Origin of the sequence: Microcoleus sp. FACHB-SPT15 (assembly GCF_014849525.1) — a bacterium.
Taxonomy (GTDB): Bacteria; Cyanobacteriota; Cyanobacteriia; order Cyanobacteriales; family Coleofasciculaceae; genus Symplocastrum; species Symplocastrum torsivum.
This window is the reverse complement of the sequence record NZ_JACJNU010000044.1, coordinates 101795-120626: the sequence shown is the minus strand read 5'-3', so window position 1 is coordinate 120626 and position 18832 is coordinate 101795. Positions and strand designations below refer to the sequence as shown.

Sequence of the window (18832 nt, the reverse complement as noted above, 5' to 3'; positions counted from 1 at the left end):
TCAGAAATCCCAGAAGTGGCGAATGAGTTCAGCGACTGACCAAGCTTGGGCGATCGTACCTTGGGCAGCATAAGGGGTAGCACCATCAAAAATTTCAGAAATCGAACCAATACAGGCTTGCTGCTGCACATGATCAAGTAAAGGTTGCCGACTACAGGGCACGGGTTCTGTCTCGTCGTAGAACCGCAGCCATGCCCGGATAAAGGGACCAATCAGCCAACTCCACACTGTACCCTGATGGTAAGCCCGATCGCGATACAAGCGATCGCCAGCGTAGTAACTAACATAGTCAGGGTCGGAAGGGTCAAGACTTCGTAAACCGTAGGGGGTTAAAAGGCGATCGCGTGCCACCTGCAAAATCCGACGCGCCTGCCCTTTAGGAAACCCACAGTGATACAGCGAGAGTGCTAAGACCGCATTCGGACGGATTCGAGCATCCCGTCGATCATCTGGCTCAATCGTATCGAAACAGTAGTTTTTCTCTGGATTCCAAAACTTCTGCAACGATGCCTTTACCTGTTGTGCCTGTCGCTCATAACGTTGAGCTTGCTGCAACAGACGCTCTTGATCAGTAGTAGAATCAGCGGCAAGTTTTTGAGTCCATTGAGTTGTCCAGCACAATGCCGAGTACCAAAGTGCATTGATTTCTACTGGTTTTCCTTGTCGTGGTGTCACTGGTTCACCATCAATTACCACGTCCATCCAGGTAAGGGCAACATTTGGAGCCTCCCAAGTCAGTAGCCCATCAGCGGCATCAACCCGGATATTGTAGAGAGTGCCTGCTGTAAATGCTTTGTAGATTTTTCGCACTACAGGATATTGCTCCCTCAAAAATTCCCAATCCTGTGTTCTCTCTAAGTAAAGCCCTAGTGTTTCAATCCACCAGAGCGAAGCGTCAATACTGTTATAAATGGGTTGGGCACCAGCATCAGGAAAGGTATTTGGGATTAAACCATTACGGCAGTAACTCCCAAAGGTTCGGAGTAAACCCTTAGCCTCTTCAAAACGCCCAGTGGTTAAAGCGAGTCCAGGCAGAGCAATCAGTGTATCGCGTCCCCAATCGTTAAACCAAGGGTAACCAGCAATCATTGTTGGCCCTGCAATCGAAGCGCGGTAGGCAATGAATTGATCACTCGCTCGTAGTAGCTGACGCCAGATCAACTCTTGCTCAGGCTTGACTGCAACTGGCACCTGAGCAAACAGTTGGTCAAGGCGTTCTTGTTCTAAGAAGACAGCTTCCTCAAAAGACTCTGTAGAGAGGGCTTGTGTGTCTCTATCGGGTAGCGTCGAGTCAACCCATCCCACTCTTGCTTCTATTGTTATGGCTTCTCCTGGTTTTAGAATGACACTTAGGTAGCCAGGACTGTAAAGGTCTTCGCGATCGATTAATCCTCGTTTGTTTTCTTCTGGATAGTAATAATTCCAGTACCAAGTCCCTTCTGGTTTGTAATGACCAGCACTCCAGCGCAACTGCCAGGGCATCCCAATGTGATCGGCACGAATTCCTTGAAGGTAAATTTGATTGGGTCTTACTAATTGGGAGAATTGGATCTCATCATCTGCTGATTGCTGATGATGAAAATCGCGATCGCCTATTACCGGTCGTAGTCTTAGCGTTGCAGTCTCGTTGCCTTCATATCGATACTGAATCAAAATGCGGTTAGAGAATTGGGGCAGTTGTTTGTGACTTGAGTCTTCACCACTCCCAACCAATCCGTAAGGCATCACCAACCGCCGCGTTAGTTGCCAGCCTTCCTGACCCCAAACCCAGGTTGGAACTGGCTCAATCCCAAAGGATTGTATGAGTTGGTAGCCTGAGGGTTCAATTTTGCCACCTTGCCAAAAATTCGTTGAGAGCGACCAGAGCGAGCCAGCTACCTCCAAGCTGGCATCAAGATGAGAGAGTAATAGAGTACGGCTTCCCGGCGGATCTAAGGCTGCTATCAACCAGCCATGATAAGTGCGAGTGCGAGCATCACAAACTGTACCACTGGCAAAACTGCCCAAGCCATTGGTCAGTAGCCATTCCCGTGTATCTAAATCCTTCACTCAACAATGGCTCTTGAAATTCCTTAAGCAATATATCACTGACTTGAGGAGCTATCAGCTATTTCGTCCAAAGTTCAACAAAAGTCGGCTGGAATCTCCATCCTTCTTAATGTGGGGAGGAATGCTGCCAGCCGACTTGGTTGTTAGTTATTAGTTGTTTATGAGCTTACGATTCTCCTGAACTTCTGTGTTCTTCCCGTTCAATGTCCTGAAAAGCAGATGCCTTGGTAAAGGTCAGCAATAGCTCCTACTCAATACGCTAAAGGCGTTTTCTTACCAGTGAATCATTGAACAGCAACGAGCCTGACTGATTCTGCTTCACTTTTTCAGCAGTTGTCCAACTACCGCCCTCATTAATGCGACCCTTGAGTTTGTTAGGACATTCTTGGCGAATTTCAGATACTGTTTCAAACCACCTCGGTCGATTGATAAAAGTCGCACCATCGGGACTCCAAGCTGCTTCAAACACCATCCCGCTGTTGGGGGTTTTCTGTTGAATACCAAGCTCGTCATATATGTCGATAGGAGTTCGCTCTCGTGTGTGGCTTTTGCCGTTACCGCAGTAATCGGCGCGTGTCATGCGCGTGCAAGCTTGGTGATAGTCTCGGAGGGACTTTCCTTTAACAGTCTTCCAAGGTTTGTAACCCATGCGAACGCACTTAGCGAGAACTCCACTGGTACAGCCAAATGTGATAATATTGCTCGATTCTGTGTGCTTTCCTGTCTCATCCCACGAACCCGTTAGTGGAATTGCCTTGGCAACATTCTCTGCATCAGGAGTACACAAATTCTTCCATTGAGAATCTGCTGAATCCAGATAAAAGACTGTGTAAAGATAGGTTTCTTTTTCGGAGTCTTTTGGGTCTAGTTCGACATCTTTGATTTGAAAGTTCAGCTTTCTCCCCTGCTCGTCAACGGCGTTAAACTGTGCGCCTTTTAAGTCTTTGCCTTTAACAATTTCAGTCTTTTGGGCAGTCGCGCTGCTTCTGGTGCCTGAATTAGTTGTATAGTTGGTGTTTGAATTTTTGGTAAATACTCCACAGCTTAAAAGCAACACCGGGAAAAAGCCAACAAAACTGTATAGAAATGTTTTTTTCATAGTTTCAACTTCTGCCAACGATTCAGATACCCGACTTCTTTAAGAAGTCGGGTATCTGGCTTTGGGTTATTTTTAGCAACTATTCAGCAGCAACTGGCGTTACACCTACAAGCTGTCCACCTTCGACTTTAAGGCTTTGCAATTCCATGCCTTGCAGTTTTGTGGCTTGCATACTCGTGCCCGGAAGCACGACAGCCTTCAATCTCACGCCGTTGTGCCCGCCGTTCAGACTCCAGCCGTTCCACTGGATGCCGTTGAGCCAGACGCCACCACCTCCTAGTGGACCCAGGATGATGACATCTTTTATGGCTTCTTTTGGGTTTTTTGCGGCGTTAGCCTCCATAGAGAAAGCGAAAGGAAACAATGCTGCAATGATGGCGATCGCTAATAAACTTTTTTTCATGGTGAAAATCCTCAACTATGTTTTTAAGACGTTGCCTATTTACTGCAATGTTTGCGCTACTAATTCTTGCAACCGATGGTTTGCAACTTACTAGAGGTTGTTTTTGCTCTAATCCCATCTACAAATTCATCAAAACACGCAGATGACCGAGATCGAGACTGAGAACGTACTGACTTGTTACCGACTTCCTCGTAACCGACTAAAATGTGCATAACTTTCGGAGGATAGGCTATGTCACGATCGCTCCAAATTCGCAGCGACTGCATTAAGCAAGCCAAATTAGCCATCCAGCGCAATGGCTTTCGCAGCCAAAGAGCCTTCTCTGAAGAATTAGGATTCGCTTTATCTACTGTTGGCAGGTTCCTCAATGGAAAAACCGTTGATTATGCGACATTTGTGGAAATTTGTGGAAAATTAGGGCTTGATTGGCGATCGATCTCTGACGAAGGCGATCGGGTTCCATCCGAGTCTGTAGACGTGAAATCCTCCCTCTTGATGACCAACAGACACCAAGATTGGGGCGAGGCACCGGATGTCTCGGTTTTCTACGGTCGTAGTGACGAATTGACAACTCTAGAACAATGGATTGTGCAGGATAATTGCCGTTTAGTAGTGTTGCTGGGGATGGGAGGGATTGGTAAAACAGCTTTGGCTGCCAAGCTAGCCCAAATGCTGCAATCAGGATTTGAATTTGTGATTTGGCGAAGTCTTCGCAATGCCCCCCCTGTAGAAGAGATATTGGTAGAACTGATCCAATTTCTCTCTAACCAACAAGAAACCAATCTACCAACTAACCTGGACAGCAGAATCTTACGATTGCTAAATTACTTACGATCCTCGCGCTGTCTGCTGGTTTTGGATAATGCTGAATCAGTTTTGCAAGCAGGCGATTCCCTGCGGCATAGCTTTGCTTCACGCACGGGACACTATCGAGAAGGATATGAAGGTTACGGTGAGTTACTTAAATGTGTTGGGGAAACAAATCACCACAGCAGCTTGATACTAGCCAGTCGCGAGAAACCACAAGGATTAGCCGCCTTAGAGGGCGAAACACTACCGGTTCGCTGCTTACAAGTGACAGGTTTACCCGAAGTTCAAGGACGAAAAATTTTCTCTGCGAAGGGGTCTTTTACTGGGTCAGAAGATGAATGGACAAGCGTGATTTCACGCTATGGCGGGAATCCCTTAGCTTTAAAAATAGTAGCTTCAGGGGTAACAGATTTTTTTGATAGCAGTATTTCTCGCTTTTTAGAATTTTTAAACCAAGGTTCGTTTATTTTTGATGATATCCGCGATTTGTTAGAGCGGCAGTTTCAGCGACTGAGCGATATAGAACAAGAGATTATGTACTGGTTAGCCATCAATCGCGAACCAGTGTTGTTAGAGGAATTGCAAGAGGATTTTATCTCTCCCGTATCAGCCAGCGAACTCCTACAGGCACTAGGCTCATTGCAACATCGGTCATTAATTGAAAAAAACAACGCTCGATTTACCCAACAACCTGTAGTCATGGAGTACGTGATTACTCGATTAATTGAGCAGATTTGTGAAGAAATTATTGGGTTAAAGGTTGAATGTTTAAAGGTTGAAAGTTCTAATAAACTTGCTAACTTTCAACCTGATAACCTTCAACTCTTTAGGAGTCACGCTCTGGTTAAACCTCAAGCCAAAGAATATGTGATTGAAACTCAAATCCGCCTCATTCTTCAACCAGTGATTGATGGATTAATTACGAGTCTTAGCGACCCAAAAGCTCTAGAAAATTATCTGGCTCAAATTCTTGAGATGTTACGAGGGAAAGCGCCCCTAAAGACTGGGTATGTGAGTGGAAATATTATCAATTTACTTCGCCAATTACAGGTAGATCTAAGCGGTTATGACTTTTCAAATCTAACGGTTTGGCAAGCCAACCTCCAGGGGATAAACTTGCCCAATGTCAATTTCGCCAATTCTGACCTGTGTCAATCGGTTTTTTCTGACATATTGAGTCCTGTTACGTCACTAGCACTGACACCAGATGGCAAATGTGCGGCGACGGCCGATATAGATAATAATATTCACCTGTGGGACGTGCAAAAAAGCCAACAACTTTTGACCTTTCAGGGACACACCCACTGGGTTAAATCAGTTGCTTGGAGTCCAGATAGTCAAACCCTAGCGAGTAGTAGTTATGACCACACGGTGAAGCTTTGGGATGTTCGTACTGGCATCTGTCTAAAAACTTATACCGGACATAGTAATATAGTCTACTCAGTCGCCTTCAGTCCGGATGGTCAAATTTTAGCGAGTGGTAGTGCTGATAACACAGTAAATTTGTGGGATGTCACGACTGATAGTTGCGTTAGAACACTCACCGGACATACGAATGAAATCTATTCAGTCGCCTTTAGTCGGGATGGTCAAATTTTAGCGAGTGCTAGTGCTGACAGCACGGTAAAGTTTTGGGATGTACGCAAGGGCAAGTGCTTTAAGACGTTGTACGGGCATACGAATTCGGTCTATGAAGTCGCCTTCAGTCCGGATGGTCAAACCCTAGCGAGTGGCAGTGCTGACTGCACAGTCAGGCTTTGGGATATCCGTGATGGTCAGTGCGTTAAAATTTGCACGGGACATAGCAGTGTAGTCACATCAGTCGCTTTTAGTCCCAATGGTCAAACAGTAGTGAGTGGTAGTTATGACAAAACGGTGAAGTTGTGGGATGTTAGCACGGGTTGCTGTGCAAGAACCTTCATCGGACATAGCGATCGCGTAGAGTCCGTTACCTATGCGCGTAGCGCAGGCTACGCCAACAGTCGAGATGGTCAAATAGTAGTGAGTGGTAGTTTTGACCTTACAATTCGGTTTTGGGATTGTCAAACAGGCAAATGTTTCAAAACTTACACTGGATATAACAGTTGTGTATTAGCAGTTCCTTTTAGTCCCTGCGGTAAGCTCTTAGCTAGTGGCAACGTTGACACTACACTGAGGCTGTGGGATGTCAATACTGGCAGTTGCGTGAGAACGTTCACGGGACATACTAAATCAGTCATAGGAGTAGCATTTAGTCCCGATGGTAAAACAATCGCTAGTGGGGGTGCTGACAAAACGCTGAAGTTATGGAATGTCAATACGGGCAAGTGCATAAAAACGTTCACGGGACATACTGATTGGGTATATGGAGTTGCCTTTAGTCCAGATGGCAAAATTTTAGCCAGTAGCGGTCTTGACCAGAGCATCAGGTTCTGGGATTGTCAAACGGGTCAATGTTTCCGAACTTGTACCGAACCTAGCAATTCCATATTTTTCTTCTCCCCATTTTTCGTCACTTTCAGTCCCAGTAGTAAAACCCTAGCCAGTAGCAGTTTTGACTGTGTAAAACTATGGGATGTCAGCACTGGCAGTTGCTTAAAAACCTTCACTGGACATACAAATGAAGTATCTTCGGTTGCCTTTAGTCCGGATGGTCAAATCGTAGCTAGTACTAGTGCCGATCAAACGTTGAAATTGTGGGATGTCAATACGGGTAACTGCATCAAAACATTGACTGGGCATACCAATTGGGTATGGTCAGTTGCCTTTAGCCCAGACGGAAAAACCTTGGTTAGTGGTAGTTGCGATCATACGGTGAGGCTATGGGATGTCAGCACTGGAAGATGTATCAGAACTCTCACCGGACATACCCGTGAAATTTACTCAGTCAGTTTTAGTCCGGATGGTCAAACTTTAGCAAGTGGCTGTGCTGATGAAACGGCAAGGCTGTGGGATGTCAATACAGGTGAGTGCCTAAAAATACTGAAACCACCCCGACTCTACGAAGGCATGAATATCACTGGGGTTACAGGTTTAACTGAAGCACAGAAAGCGACGCTGATAGCTCTCGGCGCGATAGAAAATGGGGAATGAGCGGAATGTGGGCAACAAAGTATTAATTTTTTAAAGCCCAAGCCACAACTTACAGCACTCTGGGTACTTCCCCCCTTACCCCATCGTTACAACGCGACGAATTTCGTCGGTTCTAAAGCCAATTGCCATCGGGCGACGCACTCCAGGTAGCACCTGCACGTCGTACAATTCCTCTACCACCCCTTCAATCCGCAACGAGTGGACGATATCCCCGTTTCTCAGGTCAATCACCAGTAGTCCGCAGCGGGGTTCGGCATCTTTGGCACGCAGGTTGTCATCTAAGGACAAGCCGGAAAACGTCCTGTTATGCCGGGGTTTGGATAGCCCGACGATCGCGAAGTCACCGCTGAAGGCACAGCCGCGCATATAACCAGGACAGAAAGCTACTGGCTCAAAAATTCCTCGTTCCATGTCTACATAGCCAAATTCCCCAGTGCCGGAGTTGAGCAGCCACAGCTTATCCCTGTACCAGCGGGGCGAGTGGGGCATGGAAAGTCCGGTCAGAATTACCTCATTGCTGCTGATATCAATAACGCAACCCCCATCCCGCCTTCTATCCCGCCAACCGTCTGCCACATCACTCTGGCTGACTGCTGTCACGTAACGGGGTTGTCCGTCTCGCTGTGCCAAGCCATTCAGGTGACAACGGTCTTCTGCCGCTAGCTTGGAGATGAAGGGCGGTTGCCACAGGGGGATGAAGCTGTATTTTTCACTGACTGTGGCGAGACAGCTAAATAGGGTATTGACAAAGATGACCCCCCCTAACCCTTCCTTAGTAAGGGGGGAAACAAAATTTTGTGTTTCTTGCACTCCCCTTATTAAGGGGGGTACTTCTACCACCACATCATGCACGTCCAAATCCCCCGTGATGTAACCGACCTGAGGCACGTAGACAGCATCATAGCCATTGTGAACTTGTCCTGCCGAGAGAGCATTTTCAAACCGCCACAGTTGATACAGAGAACTCATGTAGAGAGTTGAACCCTCTGCATACAACCCCATGCAGCGCTCAAACGTGCGCTCGAATACCGACAACTGTCCATTCGGTTGCAACCCAATAAAAAAAACTTTCCCCGCTTGATAGGTGGTGAAAGCAAGGCTTAGGTTTTGCTCGGCTAACCAGGAGGTGAACTGGCGAGAGGCACTGATTTCCAAAGAGGGGGCGCTGGTTGAAGGGGTAGCAGAATTGGGGAAATTCCCAGCGTGCGCCCCTATGTCCGGTGCGTCTTTGATTGTTAGGGGAAGTTCGTTAGCCGCAAACCCATTACGGTTTGATTGCATTGCATCAGTCATGAATAGTATGTTTGTTCGTAAGAAAATGTGCGAAAAAGTCCTGAGAAGTACAAGAAAGAAAAGTTAGGGAAACCTCGCGGGATTCCCCTAACTGAGCGCGTTGTCGAAGAGTGAAACACTCTCAAAGCAGTTGGAGCGCACTAAACAATGACGAAGCTATTAGAGCCGATACTGCTAGCTTGTACCCCATTCAAACGTGCCAAGTCTTCGCCACTGCTGGCAATTTCGATCAGGGTATTATTCCCTTGTTGAGCGATATTTAGGTCATTAAACGTCAAGCCACCAGATAGACCAAGCGTTGTCTGACCAAGCTGGAAGTTGTTAATCGTATCGAAGCTCTCGCTGCTTGCCAGGATAATTATGTCCTGTCCACCTCCCAGCCAGATGGTATCGTTACCAGTACCACCATCAATCAGGTCATTGCCAGAACCGGAGTAGATAATGTCATTGCCAGCGTCACCGAAGATTTTATTGTTGCCCTCGCTAGCGTAGATGGTATCGTCGCCATTGCCAGCATAGATGTAATCGACTTGCGAACCGCCGTAAATCGAGTCATTGCCATCCTGACCAAACAGAGTGTTGACGCCCTCACTGCCGAAGAGCTGGTCATTACCGCCACCAGCGTAAATCGTATCGTCACTGACAGTGCCGAAGAGTGAATTGTTGGCTGCGTCTCCGATGATCGGGGTTCTGCCGAAGACAACATAACTAGAGCCAGCATTGGTGTTGCCGTTGGGGTCTGCATAAGAAGCCCCGATAATTAAGTCATCGAGTCCATCGCCGTTGATGTCTCCGGCAGCGCTCACTGATATAGCTGAGAAGTCATAGGCATTAACACCGTTGAGAGCAAAGCCGTTAGTACCGTCGAGTTCACTGAGGTTAAGGCTGGCGGAGAATCCTTCTTTTGAGCCGAATACTATATAGCTTTGACCCGCAACGTTGTCAGCGAAAGGTGCCCCGATAATCAGGTCATCAATACCATCGCCGTTGAAGTCCCCGGCACCACTGACACTGAAGCCTGAGAGGTCATAACTGGCAATACCGTTGATGGCAAAGCCGTTAGTGCCGTCGAGGACACTGAGGTTGAGGCTGGCGGGGAATGCTTCAGATGAACCGAACACCACATAGCTGGTGCCTGCATAGGCGTTGCCATTGGGGTCAGCCCCATATGCCCCGATAATCAGGTCATCAATGCCGTCACCGTTAATGTCTCCGGCGGCGCTGACTTGGCTTGAGAAATCACCCTCGGCAATACCATCAATGGTAAAGCCATTAGTGCCGTCGAGGACACTGAGGTTGAGGCTGGGAGCGAATCCTCCAGTTGAGCCGAACACTACATAGCTCTGACCCGCTTTGCTCTCTCCGTTGGGGTCAGCCCCATATGCCCCGATAATCAGGTCATCAATGCCGTCACCGTTAACATCTCCGGCGGCGCTGACTGAGACGCCTGATTCGTCTTCCTCTGCAATGCCGTCGATGGTGAAGCCGTTATTGCCGTCGAGGTCACTGACGTTGAGGCTGGAAGGGAATCCGTTGTTGAAGCCGAACACCACATAGCTTTGACCCGCATCCTGAAGTCCGTCGGGGTTAGCACTAACGGCTCCGATAATCAAGTCATCGAGTCCATCGCCGTTGATGTCTCCAGCACCGCTAACTGAGCGACCCAATTCGTCTCCCGCCGCAATGCCGTTGATAGTGAAGCCGTTAATTCCGTTGAGAGTAGCGAGGTCAATACTGGGAGCAAATCCTGCTTGCGCTCCGAATACGACATAGCTGGAGCCTGCATCAATCAGTCCGTTGGGGTCAGCATAAATAGCTCCAATAATCACGTCATCGAATCCATCGCCGTTGACATCTCCAGCACCGCTGACACTTAAACCTGTGGCATCATCTGCCGCAATGCCGTTGAGGGCGAAGCCGTTAGTGCCGTTGAGGGTACTGAGTTCAAAGTTAGTAGGGAATCCTGCTTGCGAGCCGAACACTACATAGCTAGTACCAGGAGTGGTGGTGGCGTCAGGATTACCACCAGTAAATCCAGGTGCGCCGATAATTAGGTCATCAATGCCATCGCCGTTGATGTCTCCGGCACCGCTGACGACGTAGCCTGAGGTGTCATAAGGGGCAACGCCGTTGATGGTAAAGCCGTTAGATCCCGTGAGGTCTGAAAGATTGAAAGATGGAATTGCCATTGTAAAAATTATTGCGTTGAAATATTAGCGGGCAGCCTTAATCAAGGGAAGACCGGAAAAAGCTTCCCCAGGTATCACTGAGCGATTGAGTAAATTAAATTTCCTATACCTCACGATAGAGGATTGGGCGATCACACTCTTATTTCGAGTGAAAGTCCGCAGTGGTCATCTCATCTCTACTCCATCAAAACTTGCCGTTGACCGAGATCGAGACTGAGAATGTAGTGACTTGTTACCGACTTTCGAGTAGTTCAAACCTGTTAGCTAAAGCTGACGGCTGATAGCTAATAGCTGACTGCTCTAAAAGCCCTACTCAAAATCGTTATGACTATGATATAGTTGTAACAGTTCGTAAACTATCAAGTTTTGTCAACATGAGTAAGGTTGTTACAACCTTACTGGCGACGTGTAGCCAACGTATACGTCAGAAAATTTAAGGAGAATAATTTCATGACTAGCCCGACAGAAGGATGTCTGCGCGTAGGACAACAGGCTCCAGAATTCACTGCCACTGCTGTAGTCGATCAAGAGTTCAAGACAATTAAATTGTCTGACTATCGGGGAAAATATGTCGTCCTGTTTTTCTATCCGCTTGACTTCACATTTGTCTGCCCTACTGAGATTACAGCGTTTAGCGATCGCTTTGAAGAATTCAAAGAAGTCGGCACCGAAGTTTTAGGTGTTTCTGTTGACAGTGAATTCTCTCACCTCGCCTGGATTCAGACAGACCGCAAGTCTGGCGGTATTGGCGATCTGAGCTATCCTTTGGTTTCTGATATCAAAAAAGAAATCAGTACCGCTTACAACGTACTTGACCCCGAAGCGGGTGTTGCTTTGCGTGGTTTATTCATCATCGACAAAGATGGTATTCTTCAGCACGCAACCATCAACAACCTCTCCTTTGGTCGTAGCGTTGATGAAACCCTGCGTACCCTGAAAGCGCTTCAATACGTTCAGGCGCATCCCGACGAAGTTTGCCCAGCCGGTTGGCAGCCTGGAGACAAGACAATGGTTCCTGACCCTGTAAAATCCAAAGTCTTCTTCGCCTCTGTCTAACTAACGTAAAAGCTGATGCTTCATTTTAGGGCTAGACGAATATAGCCGTTAGCCCTCAGCTATCAGCCATCAGCTTTTTTGTTTTCCTGACCAGTAGCGTTTGTGAAAGCAGCCTTTAGCTGTACCTCATTTAACCGAGAACTGCTAGAAATTCAACCCAAACAACTGCCCTGATACACTTGCTCACCTCAAGTGTGTTGGGGCTAAATTTTATATATTGTTAATTATTATGAAGAAGGAGGCTGCACTTGATGTTAACGTCCAGTGATTTTAGCGGTTTACTCAACGAGCGATTCTTCCGCAATTTTTTCCCCATACCAGCAACTAATACATTAAATCTGGGAACAACGACTCCTGACTTTGAGCTGCCTGATATTACCAACAACCGTCAAGTCAGGCTATCGGACTACCGGAACAAGCAACCTGTTCTCCTCGCCTTTACTCGCATCTTCACAGAAAAGCAGTATTGTCCTCTGTGCTTTCCTCATATCAAAGCCATGAACGAGAACTATGAACGCTTTCTCGAAAAAGGCGTTGAGGTGTTAATGATTACGAGTACAGACTCTCAAGCTAGCCAACACGTTGTCAAAGACTTAAGTTTAAAAATGCCACTGCTAAGTGACCCCAGTTGCCGCAGCTTTCAATCGTATGAAGTAGGTCAAGCCTTAGGTGCTCCCTTACCTGCTCAATTTCTTCTAGACAGTAGTGGAACACTCCGGTTTAAACATCTATTTTCTTTCCTAGCTTCTAATGCAACAGTAGAGACATTGCTCAACGCGATTGAGAAGCTATAATCCGCAAGGCACTTTTAATTAGCGTGAGAAGTGTTAGAACGGGTCTGCCGACTACTCCCTGCCCTTGCCTGAAATTTTGATAGGAGCCAATGATATGGAAGAGACAATTAGGATTGGTGCAATTGATAAAAGTGATTGGACTACCACTCTCCAGGGTTTTCAACCCGATGCGATCGCGCAGCTACTGGCAGTCTATGGCGCGGATGGGCTAGTCGTCGGCACAATCTGCGAATCAGTAGAAGGCAAATACTACATCAACGGTCAGCCGGAAACTGACTACGCCTCTCTACAAGCCGCAGCAGGGGCACTCGTTAAGCGAAGGTAAAAGTTGTTAGTTGTTAGTTGTTAGTTGTTTGACCGAATCTAGACACATTTTGAAACCTTGTACTTAACGCTTTCTATGCCTCTTAATTCACTAACAACCAAAAACTAACAACTAATGATTAAAAATGATTAAAGTTGAATCTGCGATAGGTGACTACGGGGATTGAAGGTACGATTGTCACGGATTTTTTCGTAGTACTCCCGCTCAACTTTACTAAGTTCTTTTGGTGTCACAATCATAATCCGTACTAACTGGTCACTACGCTCACCCTTGGGTCGTGGCCAGCCTTTTCCACGTAGCCGTAAGGATTGACCTGAACGAATACCAGCAGGAACGTTTACACTTACAGTCCCATCTGGTGTTGGTACCTGGATTGATGTCCCCAACACCGCTTCATCAGGTGTCACGGGTACTTCGCACAGGAGATTGTCTCCATCAAACTGAAAGAAAGGGTGAGGTTTTAGTTCCACATTCAAGTACAAATCTCCCCGTGGCTGATTTGGAGCGATTAGCTGACCCTTACCTCTTAAACGAATGCGGCTTCCTGCTTTTGCGCCAGGGGGAATCCGGACATCAATAACTTCATTACCCAGCTTGATGCGTTTTTGGACACCATGGAACGCTTCAGACCAACTCAGAGTAATCGTAGCTTCCCGGTCAGCACCAACACCTGCTGTACGACCATCAAAATTTGAGTAGTCGCTAAAGCCTCCAACGTCGTTAAACGCACCATTAAATCCTCCGGCACCTGTTCCAGTGCGGTAGGTGTAAGTTCGACCCGTGCTGCCAGCCGCACCCGTGCCAAAGCGACCTAGCAATTCATTAATGAACTCGTCAAAACTACCGTACTGGCTAAAATCAAAGCCACCAACATCGACACCGACACCACCAGTGCCACCAGCGCCAGAGGGCCATCCCTGTCCAGCTTGCTTCCAGTACTGCCCGAATTGATCGTATTTCTGGCGTTTCTCAGGGTCAGACAACACTTCGTAGGCTTCGCTGACTTCTTTAAAGTGAGCTTCGGCTTGTTTATCACCAGGGTTCATGTCCGGGTGGTATTTCCGGGCAAGTCGCCGAAATGTCTTTTTGATTTCATCAGCACTAGCTGTTTTATTTAATCCCAGGATGGCGTAGTAGTCTTTGAAGTCAGTTGCAGCCATAACGGGTGTCTCCTCTACTCTTAAAGATTTAGTCTAAGTTTTATCCTTCGCTACCCTAACGACGCGGCTACTCTTTTCCTACCAAGTTTTAATACTAAGGGTGTAATTGCCAATGTCGTCAACGAGGCTGAGGCAAGTTGTAAGCTGAGAAATTGTGAAATTTAGTTAATATTTGCCTCAAAGCTAGCGTAACAAAGCCGTCAAGCTAGTTGAGTTCGGTTCTTCCTCTGTGACGCGATCGCAATTTCCGTACTTGCTGGTGAGTGGCGAATCAGACGATCCAATCCATCTTTCAAGCTTGGTGGGGCATCCAGCAGCGAGGAGTGCATTTGCCAAATTACCTCATTGGGAACAATCCGCGATCGCTTTTGGTTTCGTTCTAAACACATTAGAACTGGCGTATCTAACCAGATGCCAGTGATTTTAGTAAAACCTGTTGACCGTGCGAGTGCGATCGCCTCGACACGGTGACACTGGGCTGCATTAGTAGCATCATAAATCGCCATAACCGACTGTGCTACAGCTTGCCGCATTTGCTGCTCTACTTGAGGCAATACCAATAACCACGGGCCTTGGACACTTTCCGAACCAAACAACTCTGCACGGATGGCATCTGTAGAAATGACCTGACTTCCAGGATATGCAGCCGTTAGCATAGACGCTAAAGAAGATTTGCCGCTACCAGGAAGCCCAATCAGCAGAATCAGTCTGTTCATTGGTCATAAGAAAAAGCTATCAGCATTCAGCTATCAGCTATTCAATGCAATCCCCTTATTTAAGGAAAAGAAGATTTTCACAGAGTAGGGCAAAGCACTCTTTCAAGAGGCTCTAAATATCAAACCAAGCTGATAGCTGATAGCTGATAGCTGACTGCTGACCGCTCTAAACAATGACTAAATCACCGTTCCATCGGGAATTATTGCATTTTTAAACACCACGACAATCCCGTTACGGATATAAAAGCCTTGTTTCTCACGCTCTGCATCCTCTACTCTGTCCTTATTAATGATTTGAACATCGCAACCAATGCGGGCGTTTTTATCGATAATGGCACCACGAATTGTTGAGTTGGTACCGATACCCAGAGGAATTGGGCCAGTTTCGCAATCGGACGGTCGTTCTGCATAGGGTTCATAGAAGTCAGCACCCATGATCAGACTGTCCTCAATCACACAACCTGCTTCAACGCGAGAACGAATTCCCAATACTGAGTGATTAATTCGGCATTCTTTGAGAATGCAGCCTTCCCCAATCATTGATTCTGTCACTTGGCAATTTAAGAGCTTAGTGGGAGGCAAATAACGAGCACGAGTATAAATCGGGGCTTTTTCGTCGTAGAAGCTGAAAGGTGGGCGAGGCTGCCGCGTTAGTGCCAAATTAGCCTCATAGAAGGCTTCAATCGTCCCAATATCTTCCCAGTAGTCATTAAATAGGTACGCCTGAACGTTATAGTCCTTCGCTGACGCTGGAATAATTTCTTTACCAAAATCAGTTTGCTGTGGAGATTTATTCAACAAATCTGTCAATACCTCTTTTTTGAAGACATAAATCCCCATAGAGGCGATGTAAGGAGTTTCTTTTGCCTGTTTCGCGTCTAGACCGAGTGTTGTTGTATCGACCTGCATTTTTTTCAATGCATCGCCTTTCGGCTTTTCGCTAAAATCAATGACTCGACCGCGATCATCGATTTTCATCAAGCCAAAATCCGAGGCACGTTTTTCATCAATAGGTACAACGGAAAGTGTAATATCTGCCCCAGTGTCTCGATGACGTTGTACAAAATCGCGGTAATCCATCCGATAAAGATGGTCTCCTGAGAGAATCAGGTATTCATCAACCTCCCACTCCTGCAATAACCAGAGGTACTGGCGAACAGCATCGGCGGTTCCCTGAAACCAGCTAGGATTATCCGAGGTTTGCTGGGCAGCTAGCACTTCAACAAACCCTTCAGTGAAGCCGGAAAAGCTGTAGGTACGACCAATGTGTCGATTGAGAGATGCTGAATTAAATTGGGTCATTACATAGATTTTAAAAATCTCCGAGTTAATGCAGTTACTGACCGGAATATCAATCAAGCGATACTTTCCTGCCAATGGGACGGCTGGTTTAGCCCGCAGTTTGGTTAGTGGGTACAAGCGGGTGCCAGCGCCACCTCCGAGAATGATACCTAAAACTTTTTTCACAGAAGACCTCTTAACTGCGGTGGGTTGTCAAATTTAGTGTCTAATTGTGTGGCGCACAATTGCAAGGGGTTAAAAGTTATGAGTTGATTCAGAACCGCTTAACTTCTAACGATTTAGTTACTGAAGTGCCATCTCCATGAGGATTTTTTGGGCGCATTGCTCTTTTGTTTGGTCAACGGGATGTCGTTGGATGTATTGACCATCGAGTTGCAAATCCCAAGCTTGACGGTCATCTGCTAGCATGACAGCCAAGATTTCTTGGAGGTCTTTTACAATCTCTGGGTCTTCGACTGGTACGATCGCTTCTACCCGTCGATCCAAGTTCCGGGTCATCCAGTCTGCACTACCGATATAAACCTCCTCTTTACCCTGGTTGTGGAAGTAATAAATTCGCGAATGTTCTAAATAGCGACCCACAATACTAATTACACGAATATTGTCACTAATGCCTTCAAGACCCGGACGCAGACAACACATCCCTCGCACAATCAGATCAATTTGAACCCCAGCTTGAGATGCTTCATAAAGTTTGGTAATCATTTGTGGGTCAACTAGGGCATTCATTTTGGCAACAATGCGACCGCTAAAACCATTGCGACAATGTTCAATCTCGCGCTGGATGAGGGCATAAAAGCGATCGCGTAAATTCACAGGTGCAATCATCAACTTACGATAAGACCGTTGCCTGGAGTAACCTGTCAAAAAGTTGAATAAGTCCGTCAAATCTGCCCCTAGATCTTCACGACAACTCAATAACCCTAAATCGGTATAGATTCTTGCTGTCTTCGGGTTATAGTTGCCCGTGCCAACGTGGACATACCGACGAATACAGTCTTCTTCTCGACGCACCACCAGCACGACTTTCGTATGCGTCTTTAAACCTACCAAGCCATAAACCACATGAACACCAGATTGCTCTAGCTTCCGCGCCCAGATAATATTGTTCTTTTCATCAAAGCGGGCTTTGAGTTCCACTAATGCCGCCACCTGCTTGCCATTTTCTGCGGCTGAAATCAAGGCATTGACAATTGGGGAATCACCGGAGGTACGGTACAGCGTCATCTTGATTGCCAGAACATCTGGATCGTGCGCCGCCTCGGTAATGAAGCGCAGTACAGTGCCAGAAAACGAGTGATAGGGATGATGAAGCAATAAATCTGACTGACGAATCACGCTAAAAAAATCTTCCACCTCCTCTTCCCCAGAGGCAGAAAGCAAACGGGGAGGCACCTGGGGTGTCCATGAGGGGTCTTTCAGTTCTGGAAGTGGCAGTTCCATAAAAGACATCAAATCTCCCAGTCCCAGTAGCCCTTCCACTTCGTAGATGTCTTCATGTTTTAACCCCATCTCCCGCATTAGCATTCCTCGCACCGTATCAGGTGTTGTGGCTTGAATCTCCACCCGGACAGCTGAACCACCCAGCCGCCGCTTACGCAGTTCTTGCTCGATTGCAAAGAGGAGGTCATCCGCTTCGTCTTCCTCCACCTCCAAATCTGCATTTCGAGTAATCCGGAATGGATGATATTCCTGAATATTCATCCCCGGAAACAAAAACTCCAAATTGTGAGCAATCACCTGTTCTAGGGGAACACCTGTCCAAGTAACAGGTTGACCCTTTCTCCGATGCCGCAGTTCTTCGGGGAGAGGGACAAACCGAGGTAAGGTTTTCGGAACTTTCACTCGTGCAAACAGTTCTTCCCCCGTTTCAGGGTCTTTCACCACCACGGCTAAACTCAAGCTGAGGTTGGAAATATAGGGGAATGGATGACTGGGGTCTACGGCTAAGGGCGTCAGAACCGGAAAAATTTGCTCCTCAAAGTAGTTTTGAAGGAAAGTCCGTTGTTCCTGGTTCAAGTCCATGTAGTCGAGAAGGTAGATACCCTCTCGCGCAAGTTGCGGTCGCAGTACCTTCTCAAAATGCTGATGTTGCTCCATTACCATTGGCAGCAACCGTTGGTTGATAGCTTCCAACTGTTCACTTGGTGTTCGGCCATCCGGTGATAACTTTCTTACCTGCGCCACTACCTGCTGCTTCAGTGCCGCAACGCGAACCATGAAAAATTCATCTAAATTAGAGCTGAAAATTCCCATGAACTTGAGACGTTCCAGCAGTGGCGTTCGAGGGTCAGTGGCTTCACGTAAGACTCGGTTATTAAATTCCAACCAACTGAGTTCCCGGTTGAAGTAATATTGCGGGTCTCTCAGGTTAATTTCAGTGACAGTCGTTTTCGATTTCGTCATGATGTTGAGGTTGCACTGTCCCGCCACTAGTTCAGTGGCAACATCGGCAAGTTGTTGAGGAGTTTATGCCATGAAACACTAGCTCACCTGGTGTTTCAAAACCAGTGATGACCTAGCGTTTAGCTAATTTGTCACTTTATCCTACCGTGAGCGAACCG

The 18832-nt window shown here is 47.0% G+C and carries 14 protein-coding genes; 5 read left to right on the top strand and 9 right to left on the bottom strand.

Going from position 1 to position 18832, the window contains the following annotated elements; genetic code table 11:
- From H6F98_RS14920 to H6F98_RS14910, 3 genes are all read right to left on the bottom strand, one after another.
- The gene (locus H6F98_RS14920; protein WP_192219486.1) at positions 1 to 2049 is read right to left on the bottom strand and encodes an amylo-alpha-1,6-glucosidase; all 2049 of its coding nucleotides are present in this window, start codon (positions 2047 to 2049) and stop codon (positions 1 to 3) included.
- Positions 2050 to 2308: 259 nt separating this feature from the next.
- Positions 2309 to 3148 carry an ADYC domain-containing protein gene (locus tag H6F98_RS14915; RefSeq protein ID WP_192219485.1) on the bottom strand — a complete coding sequence of 280 codons (840 nt, stop codon included), beginning with the start codon at positions 3146 to 3148 and terminating at the stop codon, positions 2309 to 2311.
- Positions 3149 to 3227: 79 nt separating this feature from the next.
- Entirely contained in the window at positions 3228 to 3551 is a 324-nt protein-coding gene (locus tag H6F98_RS14910) for a hypothetical protein (RefSeq protein ID WP_192219484.1), read from the bottom strand.
- A gap of 231 nt (positions 3552 to 3782) precedes the next feature.
- Here H6F98_RS14910 and H6F98_RS14905 point away from each other — a divergent pair, with 231 nt between their 5' ends.
- A complete protein-coding gene (locus H6F98_RS14905) occupies positions 3783 to 7433 on the top strand; it encodes an eIF2A-related protein (protein ID WP_192219483.1) in 3651 nt (1216 codons plus the stop codon).
- Positions 7434 to 7508: 75 nt separating this feature from the next.
- Here H6F98_RS14905 and H6F98_RS14900 read toward each other — a convergent pair whose 3' ends face one another.
- Complete coding sequence (locus H6F98_RS14900; RefSeq protein WP_242058539.1) at positions 7509 to 8726, bottom strand: TIGR03032 family protein; 1218 nt, start codon at positions 8724 to 8726, stop codon at positions 7509 to 7511.
- 140 nt (positions 8727 to 8866) lie between these two features.
- The gene (locus H6F98_RS14895; protein WP_192219482.1) at positions 8867 to 10915 is read right to left on the bottom strand and encodes an FG-GAP repeat protein; all 2049 of its coding nucleotides are present in this window, start codon (positions 10913 to 10915) and stop codon (positions 8867 to 8869) included.
- Positions 10916 to 11000: 85 nt separating this feature from the next.
- Here H6F98_RS14895 and H6F98_RS34090 point away from each other — a divergent pair, with 85 nt between their 5' ends.
- The 4 genes from H6F98_RS34090 (at position 11001) to H6F98_RS14880 (ending at position 13090) form a co-directional block, all read left to right on the top strand.
- Positions 11001 to 11132, top strand: coding sequence for a hypothetical protein (locus tag H6F98_RS34090; RefSeq protein ID WP_277927582.1), 132 nt, complete (start codon positions 11001 to 11003; stop codon positions 11130 to 11132).
- 233 nt (positions 11133 to 11365) lie between these two features.
- A complete protein-coding gene (locus H6F98_RS14890) occupies positions 11366 to 11971 on the top strand; it encodes a peroxiredoxin (protein ID WP_192219481.1) in 606 nt (201 codons plus the stop codon).
- A gap of 251 nt (positions 11972 to 12222) precedes the next feature.
- Entirely contained in the window at positions 12223 to 12765 is a 543-nt protein-coding gene (locus tag H6F98_RS14885; protein ID WP_192219480.1) for a peroxiredoxin, read from the top strand.
- 94 nt (positions 12766 to 12859) lie between these two features.
- Entirely contained in the window at positions 12860 to 13090 is a 231-nt protein-coding gene (locus H6F98_RS14880; RefSeq protein WP_192219479.1) for a hypothetical protein, read from the top strand.
- A gap of 128 nt (positions 13091 to 13218) precedes the next feature.
- Here H6F98_RS14880 and H6F98_RS14875 read toward each other — a convergent pair whose 3' ends face one another.
- The 4 genes from H6F98_RS14875 to ppk1 all read right to left on the bottom strand — a co-directional run bounded on the left by H6F98_RS14875 (position 13219) and on the right by ppk1 (position 18674).
- Positions 13219 to 14250, bottom strand: a complete 1032-nt coding sequence (locus tag H6F98_RS14875) for a DnaJ C-terminal domain-containing protein (protein WP_192219478.1) — start codon at positions 14248 to 14250, stop codon at positions 13219 to 13221.
- 200 nt (positions 14251 to 14450) lie between these two features.
- Positions 14451 to 14966: an AAA family ATPase gene (locus H6F98_RS14870; RefSeq protein ID WP_192219477.1), complete on the bottom strand. Its 516-nt coding sequence runs from the start codon at positions 14964 to 14966 to the stop codon at positions 14451 to 14453.
- 177 nt (positions 14967 to 15143) lie between these two features.
- Positions 15144 to 16433 carry a glucose-1-phosphate adenylyltransferase gene (locus H6F98_RS14865; protein WP_192219476.1) on the bottom strand — a complete coding sequence of 430 codons (1290 nt, stop codon included), beginning with the start codon at positions 16431 to 16433 and terminating at the stop codon, positions 15144 to 15146.
- Positions 16434 to 16550: 117 nt separating this feature from the next.
- Complete coding sequence (ppk1, locus tag H6F98_RS14860) at positions 16551 to 18674, bottom strand: polyphosphate kinase 1 (RefSeq protein ID WP_192219475.1); 2124 nt, start codon at positions 18672 to 18674, stop codon at positions 16551 to 16553.
- Between the last annotated feature and the right edge of the window lie 158 nt (positions 18675 to 18832).